Annotated in this window: 14 protein-coding genes and 2 tRNA genes; 4 read left to right on the top strand and 12 right to left on the bottom strand. The window is 51.6% G+C overall.

The annotated features are described in order from the left end of the window. Position 1: 1 nt before the first annotated feature. Positions 2 to 826, bottom strand: a complete 825-nt coding sequence (locus F3H12_RS05580; RefSeq protein WP_149678355.1) for a zinc ribbon domain-containing protein — start codon at positions 824 to 826, stop codon at positions 2 to 4. Between the two features lie 392 nt (positions 827 to 1218). Here F3H12_RS05580 and abc-f point away from each other — a divergent pair, with 392 nt between their 5' ends. After that, positions 1219 to 2874, top strand: a complete 1656-nt coding sequence (gene abc-f / locus F3H12_RS05575) for a ribosomal protection-like ABC-F family protein (RefSeq protein ID WP_149678354.1) — start codon at positions 1219 to 1221, stop codon at positions 2872 to 2874. 64 nt (positions 2875 to 2938) lie between these two features. Here the strand turns inward: abc-f and F3H12_RS05570 are convergent, their stop codons facing one another. The 6 genes from F3H12_RS05570 to F3H12_RS05545 form a co-directional block, all read right to left on the bottom strand. Then, entirely contained in the window at positions 2939 to 4021 is a 1083-nt protein-coding gene (locus tag F3H12_RS05570; RefSeq protein ID WP_149678353.1) for a metallophosphoesterase, read from the bottom strand. Continuing rightward, entirely contained in the window at positions 4022 to 4981 is a 960-nt protein-coding gene (locus F3H12_RS05565; RefSeq protein ID WP_149678352.1) for an ABC transporter permease, read from the bottom strand. Next, a complete protein-coding gene (locus F3H12_RS05560; protein WP_243133202.1) occupies positions 4978 to 6078 on the bottom strand; it encodes an ABC transporter permease in 1101 nt (366 codons plus the stop codon). Before F3H12_RS05560 ends, F3H12_RS05565 begins: the two co-directional genes overlap by 4 nt. Next, complete coding sequence (locus tag F3H12_RS05555) at positions 6075 to 7607, bottom strand: ABC transporter ATP-binding protein (RefSeq protein ID WP_188118394.1); 1533 nt, start codon at positions 7605 to 7607, stop codon at positions 6075 to 6077. The genes F3H12_RS05560 and F3H12_RS05555 overlap by 4 nt, the downstream gene beginning before the upstream one ends. Before the next feature lie 229 nt (positions 7608 to 7836). Beyond that, positions 7837 to 8910 carry a BMP family lipoprotein gene (locus F3H12_RS05550; protein WP_149678351.1) on the bottom strand — a complete coding sequence of 358 codons (1074 nt, stop codon included), beginning with the start codon at positions 8908 to 8910 and terminating at the stop codon, positions 7837 to 7839. Between the two features lie 173 nt (positions 8911 to 9083). Further along, positions 9084 to 9881, bottom strand: a complete 798-nt coding sequence (locus tag F3H12_RS05545; protein ID WP_149678350.1) for an MBL fold metallo-hydrolase — start codon at positions 9879 to 9881, stop codon at positions 9084 to 9086. A gap of 229 nt (positions 9882 to 10110) precedes the next feature. Here F3H12_RS05545 and F3H12_RS05540 point away from each other — a divergent pair, with 229 nt between their 5' ends. The 3 genes from F3H12_RS05540 (at position 10111) to F3H12_RS13220 (ending at position 11517) form a co-directional block, all read left to right on the top strand. After that, a complete protein-coding gene (locus F3H12_RS05540; RefSeq protein WP_149678349.1) occupies positions 10111 to 10422 on the top strand; it encodes a hypothetical protein in 312 nt (103 codons plus the stop codon). 21 nt (positions 10423 to 10443) lie between these two features. Continuing rightward, positions 10444 to 11226 (top strand): hypothetical protein, encoded by a 783-nt coding sequence (locus tag F3H12_RS05535; RefSeq protein WP_149678348.1) that lies wholly within the window; start codon positions 10444 to 10446, stop codon positions 11224 to 11226. Positions 11227 to 11355: 129 nt separating this feature from the next. Then, entirely contained in the window at positions 11356 to 11517 is a 162-nt protein-coding gene (locus F3H12_RS13220) for a hypothetical protein (protein WP_188118393.1), read from the top strand. Between the two features lie 160 nt (positions 11518 to 11677). Here the strand turns inward: F3H12_RS13220 and F3H12_RS05530 are convergent, their stop codons facing one another. The 5 genes from F3H12_RS05530 to F3H12_RS05510 form a co-directional block, all read right to left on the bottom strand. Beyond that, complete coding sequence (locus F3H12_RS05530; RefSeq protein WP_149678347.1) at positions 11678 to 12475, bottom strand: hypothetical protein; 798 nt, start codon at positions 12473 to 12475, stop codon at positions 11678 to 11680. A 148-nt stretch (positions 12476 to 12623) separates the two neighbouring features. Further along, positions 12624 to 12699 (bottom strand) — tRNA-Thr (locus tag F3H12_RS05525). A gap of 5 nt (positions 12700 to 12704) precedes the next feature. Continuing rightward, positions 12705 to 12779 (bottom strand) — tRNA-Glu (locus F3H12_RS05520). A 232-nt stretch (positions 12780 to 13011) separates the two neighbouring features. Continuing rightward, positions 13012 to 14436 (bottom strand): trypsin-like peptidase domain-containing protein, encoded by a 1425-nt coding sequence (locus tag F3H12_RS05515; protein WP_149678346.1) that lies wholly within the window; start codon positions 14434 to 14436, stop codon positions 13012 to 13014. 39 nt (positions 14437 to 14475) lie between these two features. Continuing rightward, complete coding sequence (locus F3H12_RS05510) at positions 14476 to 15903, bottom strand: PrsW family intramembrane metalloprotease (RefSeq protein ID WP_149678345.1); 1428 nt, start codon at positions 15901 to 15903, stop codon at positions 14476 to 14478. Between the last annotated feature and the right edge of the window lie 183 nt (positions 15904 to 16086).

Here is a 16086-nt window from a genome sequence, read left to right as displayed (position 1 = left end):
ACTATTCAATCTCAAAGAAGATTTCGGTTATGGGCCTTACCAGCTGATGTGCCCAATCATCCTCCGTCAGTTCAAAGGACAAAAACATGAACACACTGAACAACAGGGTCAGGACCAGCACGATGGTTGGGATGATCTTGCCCTTCTTCACGATCAGCCTGAGGTTGAGGGTATAGATCAGCAGCAGGATGGTGATAACCGGCGTCAGGATTCTGAAGGTATCGATCGTCAGATTGTTCAGCGGATTATGGACGCTCTGATTGGGATATGTAAACCATGCGACAATCCATACGCCAATAAAGATAAGCATTCCGCCCCATAATATCGCAAAAAACCAGGGGAACCGCTTTTTCGGCTTTTGCTGCGGAGCCGCTGCCTGCAACAATTGCTGCGCATAATCCGGTTTATTCTCCTGAACGGGCTGAGCCGGCTGCTGGAAAACAGGCTGCGGCTGCTGAGGCTGAGCCGGACTCTGCCCATAGGTCTGCGCGACCGGTTCCGGCCCGGCGGAGGCTGTTTGCTGCTGCAGAGCCGCGGTTGTCGTTTCGTTTGCGTTGGGCTGCTGTTGAGGGATGAAGTCCGTTTCAACAGGCGGTTGCTGAACAACTGTTTGGGCGCTTGCCTCCGGAGCCTGATCCCCTGCCCCGGCAGAGGCCTCGGATACTTGAATATCCTCCGTTGGCGTCATTGCAGGTTCTTCCGGTGTCTGAACAACTCTTTCCGGCTCTTGAGCAATGGTTTCCTGTTTCTGGCCGCAATGGGGACAGAACAGTGCTGCAACAGGGATATTACTGCCGCATGAATGGCAAAACTTGGTATCTCCCATGAAATCGCCTCCAATACTTTCTGTTAGGTAGATTCTATCAAATTGTGGAAATACAATCAACAGCATTTTCCATGCGCTTTCGACCTTAAGGATCCCTTTCCTCCCCCATACCCATTCGTTGGTCTGCACGGGATTGACATGAATTGGTGTACCATGGTACGATTATTTCAAAATGAACAGGAAAGGAGAGCTTCCGATACCTGTACGGCACGGTGTCGGAACCAGGTGACGCGACGATGATTGGCTGATTTCGGATTGTGTTTGTTTTGATACTGCGCATGTTCCGGAATTGGCCTTTTATACGCTTTTTTCGCGATCACCAAGCCGTGTGAAATCATGGCTTTTTGGCTTGTACATGGCCTTCCGGAACTAGCTTTCGGGAGGTTGTTTTTATGTCATTGGTTCTTCAAGCCCATCAAATCAGCAAAAGCTACGGTGAGCAGCAATTGTTCAACTCCTTTTCCCTGAAGGTTTATTCGGGTGAACGCATAGGAATCACGGGTCCCAATGGAGCCGGCAAGTCCACATTGCTGAAAGTGCTTGCAGGTATTGAAAGTCCGGATGAAGGTTCTGTCCGCCTCTATACCTCATACTCCTTTCTCAGGCAGCAGGATGACGGCGTTCCGGAATCCATGGCATCATCCCTGCCGGTTGGACGGAATCAGCGGCTCATGGGCCTTCTGGACTGGGAACCTGACAGACAGCATGTGCATTTAAGCGGTGGCGAAAAGGCCAAACTGCGCTTCCTGCATGCCTTTGATCCGGACTGCGGCATCCTGTTTGCCGACGAGCCCACAAGCAATCTGGATATGGAATCGGCAGACATTGTCAAAAAGGAACTGAAAGCCTATAAAGGTACGCTGCTTCTGGTTTCCCACGACAGGGATCTGCTGGATGAGCTCTGCGATACCATCCTGGAGATCATGAACGGCGAAGTCCGGGTATTTTCGGGGAACTACACGCAATATGTCCGGCAGCGTGAAGCCGAATACCAAAGACAGGTTTTCGAGTATGAGTCCTATATCCGGGAACGCGAGCGTCTTAAGGAACGAATCCTGGAGCGAAAGGCCAACAGGCAGGCCATCAGGAAGGCGCCAAGCCGAATGGGAAACTCGGAAGCCCGTCTTCACAGGCGCAATTGGACCGCCATCCAGAAGAAGCTCAGCCAGAGCATTGATCAACTGGAAACCAGGCTGGAAAAGCTGGAGAAAAAGGAAAAACCGCGGGAGCTGCCCCAGGTGCTCATAAAGATTGAACCGCCCAGTAACCCCGTATCATCCAAAGCCGTCCGGGCCAGGAACCTGACCATCGGTTTTAATGTTCGAAAACTGATCACAAATGCGACTTTTGAGATTCCCACCGGGAAGCGAACGGCCCTGCTTGGAAAGAACGGCAGCGGCAAGACCACCCTGGCCAACCTGATCGCAGAAAGAGACAGCCGTCTGTCAATTGCCCCGGGCGTCGAGTTCGGCTTTTTCAAACAGGATTTCTCCATACTGGATGAAACGAGGAGCATCCTGGAGAACGTAATGGCCGAAAGCGAAAAGCCCGAACATGAGGTCAGGGGTGTCCTGGCAAGGCTTCTGATACCGGCCGGCCATGTCCATAAACCGGTAGCCCTCATCAGCGGCGGCGAGAAAGTGAAGGTCTCCATTGCCAGGCTGCTGGTTTCTAAAGCCAACTTCATCATCCTGGACGAACCCACCAACTACCTGGATGTCTTCTCACTGGAAGCCCTTGAAAGCGTCCTGAAGGATTACACCGGAACGCTGCTCCTGATCTCCCATGACAGGCAGTTTGTTGAAAACATCGCCCAACGGCTTCTCATCATTGAGGATAACCGGCTGAAAACCTTTGAAGGATCGCTGAAGGAATACGAGGAAAGCATCCGGGCAAAGGAGGAAAGAACCGTTTCGTCTTCAGGACTCGAGGAAACCATCAGGCAGATGAAACTGGCCGAACTGTCGGCCAAAATATCCGCTTGCAGCGATGAAAGCCAGAAGCAGGAACTGGAAGCACAATACCAGGCATTGCTGAAAAGGAGATAACAGGCCTATGCGGCAAGGGAGGCATATCATTGCCTCCCTTGCTGTTCCTATGCGCCATGATATTCTACGGTACGGATTTCAGGGTGATTTCGGTCAGTTCCGGCCGGTTGAACAACCGCATCTGGATTGCCGAATTGCCCAGTCCCCTGTTCACAATCATCTTGCCGGTTCCTTCCTCAAAAAGCCCGGCATCAAATTCTGGAAAGAATACATGTTCGGGTGACAAAAGCCCCCCCTTGAAAGGAATTCGGATAACCCCGCCATGCATATGCCCGACCAGAATGAGATCCGCCCCCCACGCCGTATATTCCCTGAAATAGGAAGGGTTGTGGACCAGAAGGAGGTTGAACCCTTCTCCGGCCCTTCCGACAGCCTCTTCTATGTATGGGGTCTTCAGCAGGAGGTTTTCGTCGGCATAGGGCTCATCCCGGCGCGAATAGTGATAAAGCGCCAGCGTCAGGCCGATGATGCGGATTTGATCCCCGTCCTTTTCCAGGATCTCCGTCTCGTTGTTCAGGATGCGCACACCGTACTCCCGAACCTTCCGGATGAAAGCATCGTAGCCATATTCCGATTCGCTCTCCAGCTCTTTCCACTCCGCGATCTGTTCGTGGTTCCCGAGGCACATGTATATGGGATACTGATCCCCCATGCTTTCGAGAAAGTCAAGGAATGCCTGACCGTCCTTTGCATGGGAACTGATCATGTCACCGGTACAAACCACGATATCCGGATTAAACTCCCGGATGCGCCTGGCAAGCGTACTGTTTTTATAGCCAAAGGCCATGCCGTGCATATCGCTGATATGGGCAATTTTATACCCGTCAAAGCCCTGGGGCAATTCCGCGTAGGAAAGGGTGTACCTGACGATTTGAAGGGTATAGTTCTGCCAATACCAGAACATGACCAGGAAGAGCAGGCCTATCAGGAAATACAGGCAGCCAAAAGGCCTCTTTTTTCTCATCATCTCACCTCTGAAGGTCAGTTCATCATCATAGCACAGGCAGGCATAAAAAACAACCATTTTCCGTGATGCTGCACACATTTTCCGGTATCCCTTTTCCTCTGCTTCGGTTATCGGTCTTTCTGTGTGGGCAACAAAAAGGACCGCCGATGAACCCGGCGGTCCCAAAAGTCCCGTATGCATTTATCTTGCTCCCTGATCGTAGGGGACGCCCGCTGCCTTGGGCGCCTGCGAATTCCTGGAGCTGAAAACCAATACCACCAGCGTCGCAATATAGGGAATCATTTTATAGACATATCCCGATACCTGGAGTTGGACGAGCCAGGGTATGGACGAATAGGTCGCGGATATGGTTTTCATAAACCCGAAAAAGAGCGCAGCCAGGGCAATCCGCCACGGATTCCATTGTCCGAAGATCAGAACTGCCAGCGCCAGGAATCCGTATCCCGCCACCGTAGCGTTGAAGTTGGTGGACGTGGTGACAACAAAGATCAATCCGCCAAGACCGCCCAACGCGCCGGAGATCATCACGCCCGCATAACGCATGCGATAGACGTTTACGCCCACCGAGTCAGCTGCCTGGGGATGCTCCCCGCAAGCCCGCAGCCTGAGCCCAAATTTCGTCTTATAGAGCAGGATGGCAGCGATGATCAGAATAGCCACGCCAATATAGGTAGTCAGGTAAACATTCTGGAAAAACATATCCCCAAGGATCGGAATATCTCCCAGGACGGGCACCTTTGCAATCCTGAACGTATTGGTGAACTGAATCTGCTGAACGCCGGAAGGTTGGATCATTCTGGCTGCAAATATGGATACAGCCGGTGCCATCAGGTTCAGCGCCGTTCCGCTGATGGTCTGGTCGGCTTTCATATTGATGGAGGCATAAGCGTGCAGCAGCGAAAAAACCGCCCCGGAGATCATGGCAATGAGGATAGCCAGGAGCAGCAAGGGCTGACCGGCCATGGTATCCTGCATGAAACTGATGAACAGGATGCTGCAGAAACCGCCCATGATCATGATGCCTTCAAGAGCGATGTTGATAACACCGCTTCGCTCGGAGAACATGCCTCCCAGCGCCACCACAAGAAGCGGGATGGTAAAAAACATGGTTTGCTGTATCAGGAAAAAGAGCGTGTTCATGTTCTCTCGCCTCCTTTTCTCAAGCGGAACCGCTGCAGAAGATTTCTCATGATCAGCGCGAAAGCCGCAAAGTAGATGACCGTCGCCGTGATGATATCGATGATCTCAGGGACAAATCCCGCCAATTGCATGTAGGATCCGCCCACGGTGATGTATGCGATGAACAGTCCTGCAAACAGGGTTCCGATGGGATGGGACATACCCAGGAGCGCTACAGAGATTCCCGTGAAACCCTCGGGAGCCAGGACATCTTCAACATTGATATATTTGCCGCTGCCGGCCAGATACAGGAGGCCGCCGCCAATTCCCGCCATGGCGCCCGAGATCACCATGGCCATGATAATGCTCCTTTTTTCGCTGATACCTGCATACCGGCTCGCAAACCTGTTGTAACCGCATGCCTTCAGCTCGAAACCGAAAGTGGTCTTGTTGAGCAGGATATAGGCAAAGATGCATATCAATACGGCAATGATGAAGCCGCCATTGATGCTTGAACCCGGAAACAGCTTGTCCAGGCCCAGTTTGGGAATGTTGGCTTCATTGGCAACCGGAAGGGAACGGTTGGTCAGCTGGTGGTAAACCGTGGATTTGACAATCCAGTTGACCAGGTACATGCCGATATAGTTGGTCATGATACAGGATATCACTTCATTAACATTGTTGTATGCCTTCAGAAGGCCTGGAATCAGGGCCCATACCGCACCGAACACCATGGCGGCAAGAAGTCCCACAACCCACTGGAATGATCCCAGGAACGTGCATTTGACGCCTACCAGAACGGCTCCCAAAGCTCCTACGATGAACTGCCCGGATGCGCCGATATTGAACAGGCTGGTCCGGAATGCAAAAGCAACCGACAACCCCGTCATGATGATGGGAGTGGCGTAATAGAGGACATTGCCCAAATCCTTCGCGCTGTTGATACCGCCCCCGATGATCCAGGCAAATCCTTCGAGAGCCCTGGCAGGATTGCTGATGAGAAGGATGATAAATCCAATCATGAGGCCCACCGCAATGGCAACAATCGAGGATATCGGCCCGGCAGCCCGGCTCAGATCCGGGATCCTGAACCCTGTCTTTTCCTTTCTGGTTTTCAAACCGCTTCACTCCTTTTTGAGCCGGCCATGTAGAGACCCAATTCCTTTTCGGTAACTTCTGAGGGCTTAACGTTCGCCACTATCTCGCCCTCATACATGACCAGTATCCTGTCAGCCAGATTCATGACCTCGGAAAGCTCGAAGGAAACTACCAAAACCGCCTTCCCGCTGTCCCTGGCCTTGACAATCTGCCCATGCATGTATTCAATGGCGCCGACATCCAGTCCCCTGGTAGGCTGGACAGCCAGCAGCAAATCAGGATTTCTGCTGATTTCGCGGGCAGCAATGGCCTTCTGCTGGTTTCCGCCGGACATGCTGCGAACCCTGGTTCTTGCCCCCTCGCTGCTCCGGATGTCAAACTGACTGATAAGCTTTTCGGCATAGGCCGTAATCTCTTTTTGCTTCAGGAATCCACGCGACTGGAAGCGCGGCTCGAAATACTCCATAAGAACAAGGTTTTCCGCCAGGTTGTAATCCAGGACCAGACCGTACTTATGCCTGTCTTCCGGGATATGGGACAAACCATGGGTGTTCCTGTAGCGGATGGACTTTTTGGTCACATCTTCGCCCTTCAGGATGATCTGGCCTTCATCGGCGGGGATCAGCCCCGTAATAGCCTGGACGAGTTCCGACTGCCCGTTGCCGTCGACACCGGCTATGCAGACGATCTCGCCCTCCCTGACCGTCAGGCTCAGGTTGTGCACCTTGTTCTTCCTGGACTTGGATTTATGGTCTCTGATGGTGAGGTTTCTCACTTCCAGCACCGGACGACCGGGCTCTTTTTCCTGCTTCTCAACCTTCAGGATGACTTTCCTTCCCACCATCATTTCCGACAGCTCTTCCACCGTCACATCGGCAACATTGACCGTACCGATGCATTTCCCCATGCGAAGAACCGTGCAGCGGTCGGCAACCCGCTTGATTTCTTCCAGTTTGTGTGTGATGAAGATAATGGATTTGCCCTCAGCGGCAAGCCCCTTCATGATATCCATCAGCTCATCGATTTCCTGGGGTGTAAGAACGGCCGTCGGCTCATCGAAGATGAGGATATCATTTTCCCTGTAAAGCATCTTGAGGATCTCCACCCTCTGCTGCATACCCACCGTAATTTCGGATATAAGGGCGTCGGGATCCACTTTAAGCCCGTACTTTTCCGACAGGGCCACCACTTTCTTCCTGGCTTCATCCATTTTCAGAAAACCGTTTTGCGTGGTTTCCACACCCAGGATGATGTTTTGCAGGACGGTAAAGTTATGGACCAGCATGAAATGCTGATGCACCATGCCGATTCCCAGCTCATTGGCCATTCTTGGGCCGCTGATATGGACTTCTTTTCCCCTGAGAAGAATACTGCCGCTATCGGGCTTGTACATGCCGAACAAGATACTCATGAGCGTGCTCTTGCCGGCACCGTTCTCTCCCAACAGGGCATGGATTTCTCCCTTTCTGACTTGAAGCGTGACATGGTCATTGGCCCGGATTCCCGGAAAATCCTTGACAATATCCCGCATCTCAATGATATATTCCAAGGCATTTCACCCCTTGATTCCTGTTCCTTTCATTATCCATCCAACAGCGAAACAGCGCCCTGCCATCCCTGCCCTGTTATGGATAATGGGTGTCAATCATCCAGTCATATTGTTTGCTGACAGCCTGAAAATTCATGCCTAAAAGATATTATTACAACGGAAGGTGCCTTTGAGGCACCTTCCCTATGCTTTTAAAAGACATTACCGCCGTTTTACGGTATAGATTCAATTAGTCAGCTACTTCAGTAACTGTGACATACTTCAGACCAAGATCCGCAATAGAGATGTCGGATGCGTTGTTGATCTTGTAAGTGCCGTCCTTGATGCCTTTATAGAGAGCATCATAGTCAGCCTTGGAGAAGGAACGCCACCTGGCGTTGTCCATAGCCAGACCTACGCCGTCATTGTTGACGTCGAGCACCCATGTCTTTCCGCCGTCCCACTTGTTGCCATAGTAGGCTTCAAGGGCCTGGTAAACGGAGTTACCCAGCATCTTCATGGCAGAAGAGATAACCGTATTGGATTCTGCATACTGGTCAACGTCCACGCCGATAACATACTTGCCGGTTGAAGCTTCGGCAGCAGCCATAACCGAGTTACCCACAGCGCCACCGCATGCGAAGATGACTTCGGTACCGGACTGATACCAGCCGGCAGCCCTGGCCTGGTTCTCGGGCGTAGCCGCAAAGTCACCGGAATAATTGTACATCACGGAGATGGAACCCTCAGGCAGGCCCATTTCCCTCGCGGCGGCCTCAGCACCCTGCAGGAAACCGTAGCCATAACGGATAACGGCGGGAACAGCCATACCGCCCTGGAATCCCAGCTTGGTGAAGCCATCCTTTACAGCGGCATAACCAGCCATGAATCCGGCCTGTTCCTCGGCGTAGAGGATGCAGAGGGTGTTGGCTTCGGTTTTGTAGGTAGCGTAGTCTTCGGTGTGGGGTTCACCGTCGAGGAGAACAAACTTGACATCGGGATAGCGTGTTTGTGCCATGTAAACGGGAACCTCAAAAAGGAAACCAGGTGTGACGATTACCTTGGCCCCGCCCTTGACCGCCAGGTCTATGGCTTCAAGGTAAGCCGCGTTGGTGGCTTCGCTGGGCTGGTAATACTGGTAGGTCTTGTTATGCTCTGTCGCATATTTCTTCAGGCCTTCCCAGGAGCCCTGGTTGAATGATTTGTCGTCGATGGTTCCCAGGTCGGTTACAAGCGCCAGTTCGAAACCGGAACCTTTGCCGCAACCTGCAAGCATGGTTAATGAAAGGGCCAATACCAGGCACAGTACTAGAAGTTTTTTCATAATATTCCTCCTCTGTTGGGCATTTAAAACCCTTTTTCACTTATAATAATATCTTTCTTGGGTATAAATTGCAACGGGGTTTTGCTGTCTCCGGCATACCCCCGGTTGCCTCAAGACCACGCATGTTCACAGGGTTTCAGCCGCTGCCTGTCTTTTGGGGGCAGGCAGCCGGCTCATTGCTCAAAAAGCCCCAGGGTATATTCGATCAGTGAGGCATCCCCCCACTGCCCATGCCCGGGTATCACGATCTCGATATCGTCATAACGGCTCATGATGTTGTAAAGCGAATCCATCCAGTCTTTTTCACCTGTATCTCCGGGCTTGCCAAGGGAACGGGCACCATATTCCTTCACGATGTTCCCCGCAAAAAGAAGATTGTACTTGTCTATCCAGACAATCGTGTTGCTCTCGGAATAACCCTTGCCCGGATAAAAAATTTCAAACTCCGTATCCCCGCATGTAATAAAAGCTTCATCACCTTGCAGCACCGTACCCGGTTCAAACAGGCTGAGTTCCTGGGCCTTCCGGGCCACCGTTTCCAGGCAGGTTATCCCGATCCCCTTTTCCATCAGGCGGCACATGCCACCGGCATGGCCGGGATCCGCATCGGTCACAATGGCCTCGACAAAATCGCAGTTAAATTGCTCCCGGGCCAGCGTTACAAGGCTGTCCACCTGCTTTCCCGTCCATGGCGCGTTGACCAGGACAAGCCCGTCGTCGGTGAGCACAACCAGGCCGTTAAGGGATGTCAGGGCGCCATGAATTTCATCATAGGAGGTATGAACCCAAACCGAATCGTTGATTTTGATCAGTTCCACAATATCGGTATATTCCTCTCCGTATTTCAGGAAAGATTCATCCGGTCTTTTTATTTCAGGTTTCGTGCTGCCCTCTGCCCGTTCCCCGCAGCCGGCTGCAAACAGCAGGAAAGCTATAGCCAGAAGGCTGCCCAATCGCTTAATGGTTTTCATATCGTCCTGCTCCTTTATCTTACCTGCTCCTTTCACGAATATTCATGCAGGTTTCTGGTTTATCGAAAGATCATGAATGATGGAGACCGGTTGTTCCATTTTGAGCCTGATAACAAGTATACACTATTCTGAAAAAAAAGATAGGTTCAGCACAAGGTTTTTGCAATGCACCCTGTTCGGGGAAGCGGTCATATAATGTGGTAAGGCAATTGAACGGGATTGGGATGACATGAACGGATTATCTGGCTCCGACATCAGTACCGGTTGGAAACCCGTTTCCCACGAGGATGAAAACGTCACCCCGCCGGAAGAAACCGCCCCGGGGCTACAGTCCGGGCCGGAAAAGCCCGAACAGGCCCCTGATAGCGGGGCGATAATGGAACAGACCCTGCCGGAAATCCTTAAAAGGCTTGACGAAATCCGGCAGGAAATCATCTCCCTCAGGCAACTGGTAACGGACATGGAATTCTGCGAGCCATCAAGAGATATGTTGCGGAGAAGAAGAAAATTGCGGAAGAGATACTTCTTCAAAAACGATTAGGCATTCAGGGAGAGATGGGGCATGACCGATGCGGTAAACTCCGTTTACGACTGGCAGAGAATAGAAATCTATACCAAGCAGATATTGGGTAAAAAGGCATTCCGGGATGTCTGCGTTTTCTGGCAGAACAGGCCCGGCGAACAGCCTGACCCAGTCATCAGGCATCCTGTCAGGCTCTATATCATCAACGACGGATCCTGTCCCGGCCCATCCCCTTCCGCCGGTTCTCCCGTAAAAAGCGTCAGGCTCTGCAAGCGTGCCGTTATGCCCGATTACCCCAAAAACACCATCACCGGGTCAAGGAAATCCAGGATCACGCACCGTTTTAGTCTGGTGCTCCTGGTAGAGTATGAGAATGGCGAGTTCAAGGTCATCACCCTTCCCCGCCAGCTGTCCGCCCCCGGTTTCAGCCGAGGGGGATCCGCCATGGTCTTCTCCGAACTCATCAGCCCGGGCACGGATAACACCGTTTCCCAAAACCGTAATGATGCCGGGCTATCTGAAAAACTGACACTTGTGGCTGAAGGCAATATCCTCACGGCCTTCGAATATGCGCTGACATTCCCGCTCAGCGTCTTCGAGCCGGAAATAAGCCCCATAGATCTGGAGAATCCGACGCTTCAGTCTATCATCCTTCTATCCAACCTCAGGTATGAAGCCGATGTGGTGGAACCATATATGGCGCCTGCCGGGGAAGGACAATTCGTGTGGACGACGGCCGTGGACTTCATCCTTTATGAGGACATCACCATCAAACTCGGCATTGAGCAGGATATCCTGGTTCAGGGACTTTCAGAAGGCTGAAACGGAAAGGTTCTATTTTTTCTTCTTTTTCCGGGCCATCTGCAGGGAAAGGGTTCCTGTGTTGCCACGTCACCATGCTTTTCTTCCCGGCATACCATAAGGTAGGACAACCTTTCGGAGGTGAATGCGATGAACGATTTGAAAGAACAGATCCTGGTTCTTCAGTTGCTGCTTCTGCAGCAGCAGATACTCCAGTTGGCCTTCATAAAAGGTCTCGTTCGGGATGAGCTTGTCCGGTTGTACTTCAAGGAACAGAACGAGCAGGATGCACAGAGCGAAGGCAACAACTGAATCTTACTCCTTTTGCCGCAGATCAGAACATGAAAACCTGCCCGTACCATTCCCGATCACCATCAGGCTGTGCGAAAATCCGTCATGACAAACCATGGCATCGGCTTTCCATAGCCTGATGGCTCAGGCGACGGTTCTTTGCCGTCTTCCTGCCCATCCGCTAATCTTTTCGGTTTTTGTCCAGGAGTACCAGGAGCTTGCTGATAATCTCCTCCCGTTCCCTCAACTGGGACTGAAGCTGGGCAATGGTCATGCGGCTTGAGCGTATGCGCTCCTCCAGGGATTGATTTTGCTCCCTCAGCTTTCGGTTTTCACCTGCCATATCGGGTATCATGCCTTCTCCGGAGGGATAGGGTGTCTTGTTTTGATTTCCGAACAACGCCCGCGTTTTTATCAGCCTTATCAGGTTCTCAAGGCAGGCCATCGCATCCTCAAACCCGATATTGTCAAAAACGGTCTGCCAGTTGATGCATTCAATGGGCCCGGGTTCTGGCTGTTCTTTTCCGCATGCATGGATATTGGCATAGTAGCCGAAGGTTGCAAGATATTCAATGGAAGCGCTGATGATCAAACGGATTCCGAAGCCATCCCCGGTGATCATGTATCGGTATGCCATGCCCCTGACCACCGGTGTGACATATAGCTGCTCCGCTTCCGAAGGCCTTGCGGCAAGCCCGCGGATATCGGGATGAAGCCGTTGATGGCAGGACAGTTTCCTGATATGCTGCAGCCTCGCTCCCGCGGCATCCTGGTACTCATAGGCCAGTTCCACGATAAAGTCGGCTTCCACAAGCAGCGCATCGGATGCAGGAACGTTTTTGAAATGCAGTTCATAGACATAACAGGACGTGATGTCCAGCACCCTTCCCTGTCTGCCTTCCATCAGGCGGACCTCTCCGTCATACAGGATTTCACGCTCTTTCTCCGCCCGGCCTGCGATGCTTGTGGTCAGGAACAATGGGCAGTACCCCCAAAGGAATGTCTTTTTTCATTATATTCGTGAAATCAGGCAAAAAGCATAGAGCCTGCCACCCCAAAACCCATCGAGCCTTCCCGTCGTTTCCCCAAAAGCAAAAACCCCTGAAAGCCATTTGCTTTCAGGGATATGGAGCTGGAGGACGGATTTGAACCCCCGACCTGCTGATTACAAGTCAGCTGCTCTACCTGCTGAGCTACTCCAGCAAAAATGGTGACCCCTAGGGGATTCGAACCCCTGTTGCCGCCGTGAGAGGGCGGAGTCTTGACCGCTTGACCAAGGGGCCACATCAACTGCCCGTGAACCGGACAATGACTATTTTACTGGCTGCGGGGTGAGTTGTCAAGCGTTTTGCTTTTTTATTTTATGGACTTAACGGGTATGCATGCCATATTCCCGCAAAAGCCTTCCGGCAACCGGCCGGGCCAATATTCCGGATCCTGCAGTACAGGAAAAGGCTCTGCATGCATGCAGAGCCTCCCAGTCATTCCTGAAACCCGTTTTGTGAAACCGAGCCATCAATAGGCTTCCAGATAGATATAGCCAAGGTTCCAGTCCTCTGTTTCGTCAGACCCTACCACGATGGCATCGTTTTCAAAGATGGGCGCATAGCCTTCTGCACCCACGATGACAGCGTATGAGCCGCCAACGGGAACATCAGGGCAGTAGAAGAAGCCATCCTCATCAGCTAAGCCATAGGTCAGAATCATGCTATCCTGTGCATTGAGGGAAAATTCCTGGTAGGTGATACCCTCTTTCAGAATGAGAAATACGGCGCCTTCAATCGGCTCAAAGGTATAGGCATCAACAATGTAACCGTAAATATCAATCACGCCGTCCGCGTATCCATTTTCATAGGGATCGTTGCGCCTGGGAAGCTCCGGTAATCCGCTCTGAGCATAGGCCTCTTCCAATACATCAATGGCCTGGTTGATTGGCTTCAGGTAGAACATGATATCGCTGTCGTAGCCAATCCGCTTGAGGGTGGGAACACCTATCATTTCACCCTTGCCGTTGATGGCCGTTCCGCCGCTGTTGCCATGGTTGACGATTGCATCGGTCTTAATCCAGTCAACCTCGTTGTCATAATCCATATCGACGAATCCGGACACCTTCCCCGCGGTAAAGGTAATGGTCTCGCCACCCACACCCGGATAACCGAGGATGTTGATCTCATCCCCGATGTTCAGGTCGTCAGAATTGCCAATTCTGGCCGGAATCAGTTTCAAATCCCCGGGGTATACCTTGTTGCCGTTGATATCCTCCACGATTTGCACCACGGCCAGGTCCAGCTCCATGTTGCCGCCCCGGTACTGGGCAAAATACTGGGGCTGTGATTGGACACGCACATCATCGGTCAGCGCAATGGCCACATATCCTTCACTGTTATAAAGACCATAGTCATCCCCAACACAATGGAAATTGGTCAGTATGTAACCCTGCTCATTCATAATGGTACCGGAACCCGTTCCGATGCAGATGAAATCATCGTCCAGGATGTAAAGACGCACGGTGGATTTAGCCAGTTTGTTCAGATCGATCACGTCATCAGTCTGTACCGGTTCCACAGTCTCAGAGGCATCATCTATTTTGACGGTCTGCCTGACGCTCTTTGAAGACCTGTTCCCGGCCTTGTCATATGCGACAACATAATATTCATATTGCTTACCGGGCGTGACATCATAATCGTCATATTCGGTATCATCCACGTAAGCCAGGATATCACCGTTGCGATAAAGCCTGTATTCATCTATGCCACTGTCATCGTAGGACTCGCTCCAGACCAGGGATACGCAGTTACTGCGGACTTCCTTTATAGTGAGCACCGGAGTAGATGGCGGCTTATTGTCCTCCTGGCCTCTCACCGAACAGGATGCAAACAGCAGGGCCATTGCCAGGGTTATGCATGCAAGCCATTTATATTTATTCGTCAGCTTCAACATAATACCACTCCTATTCAATACAGGTATGCCTGCCAACGGTTAGTTGCTGCCCAAAGACAGCGTTATCTTTTCAAGGTTATCCTTTTTGAGAATCCAGTCGTTATAGCTGGTGGAAACGGTAATCACATAAACCTGGTCCCCGCTTGCCGTGATGATATCCCGTGAATAGCCAATGCCGGGGGTCGGGCTTTTGGAACCCAAAACAGGCGACTTATTGTCAGAAATATAAATGTACTCTATGACATAGGTATCCAGACCATTGAACTGAAGCGGGTAGCTCTTGACGGCCTGATAGAACCGATATTCCCTGCCGGTTCTTATCGCCCAGGCAGCACCGATATCCTCCAGTTCCGGCGTCCCCTCATCGCCTCTCAGGCTGATAAGGGTATTCACCCCCACTTCCTTGACGCTGACAAAATTCTGTCCTCCGCCGGACATGAGATCGACGGCCATGAAAAGATAATCATCCCTTGTTGATTGCGTCCATGACGAAGGATAGGCTATCCGGATGCCACCGTTCAGGCTGACGGTTGCAGTCTGGATCGGAGCATTTTTAATGGCAAGCCCTGTGATCATGGCAGCTATCAGGAGAACCCATACCGGGAGCACTGACAGGAAGGCCTGCCGCTTGGTCATAGCGGTGCCTTCTTCCTTGCCCTTGGTCCTGAAGGTAAGGATCACCAGGATGCCAAAGATCACGACGGCCAGAAGAGCAGCCGGAATAATCCCCAGCATGTAGTTCATTCTGAAGCCGTCGCGTACCAAATCGTCGATCAGGATCCTGGAAAGCGCGTTCAGCGCTGTGGCAAGGACGACTGCGCCCGGCAGTCTGAACATATTGAACTTCCCGAATTTGTCCTGGCCGAGGAAATAGCAGCTCAGGCCGGTAAAGCTGGCATGCGCCAGGGACTCAATGACAACGATTGAGGAAATGGCAGTCAGGACACTGCCGCCGTTCCGGATGATCATGTCAAGATTGGTCATGGCGGCAAAGCCAAGCCCCAGCGCCGAACCGTAAATGATACCATCAATCTTTTCATCAAACTCTTTGCTGACATAGATGCTGTACCTGACCGACAGCAGCTTCATGGATTCCTGGATCAAGGCAACCAGAACAACCGAGAGTATGTAATCCGAAGCATTGGGCCCGGCCTGTGCTTCCGGCATAACAACGCTTATAACGGGAGCATAAAGGGCCTTTTGGACCAATGCGCCCAGGATCAGTGTTTTAAAGACAAAGCTTTTGGGCTCCGGATCAAGCCTGTCCTGCCTGTAAAACACGGTTAACCAGATAAGCGGCGGGACAAAGGCGATTAAAAGCGATATGAGGGTCCGAAGCGTGGAATGAATGGTCAGATCAAGCGTTCTCTCCACAATGTAAGAGAACAGAACAACCAGAAGCAAACCGACAATGGATACGGCAGTTGAAAGCCAAAGTCCGGGTCTGTTTCTTTGGCTTGGATTCATAGCGTTACCTCCATCCGCATGCAATTCTTACCACAGTCTAGCATAATCCAGGGATTATGTCTATGCGTTTCATTCCTGCCACATATTAGGGAAGTTGTAAAATAAAATGCCGTAATATATAGAAAACTCATGGTAATCCATTGTAAAATGTTTAATAACCAAAGAAAAACATTAGCAAAGGAG

This window comes from Thermoclostridium caenicola (genome assembly GCF_900142095.1).
GTDB classification, from domain to species: domain Bacteria; phylum Bacillota; class Clostridia; order DSM-8532; family DSM-8532; genus Thermoclostridium_A; species Thermoclostridium_A caenicola.
This window is presented reverse-complemented; position numbering and strand designations above follow the sequence as displayed.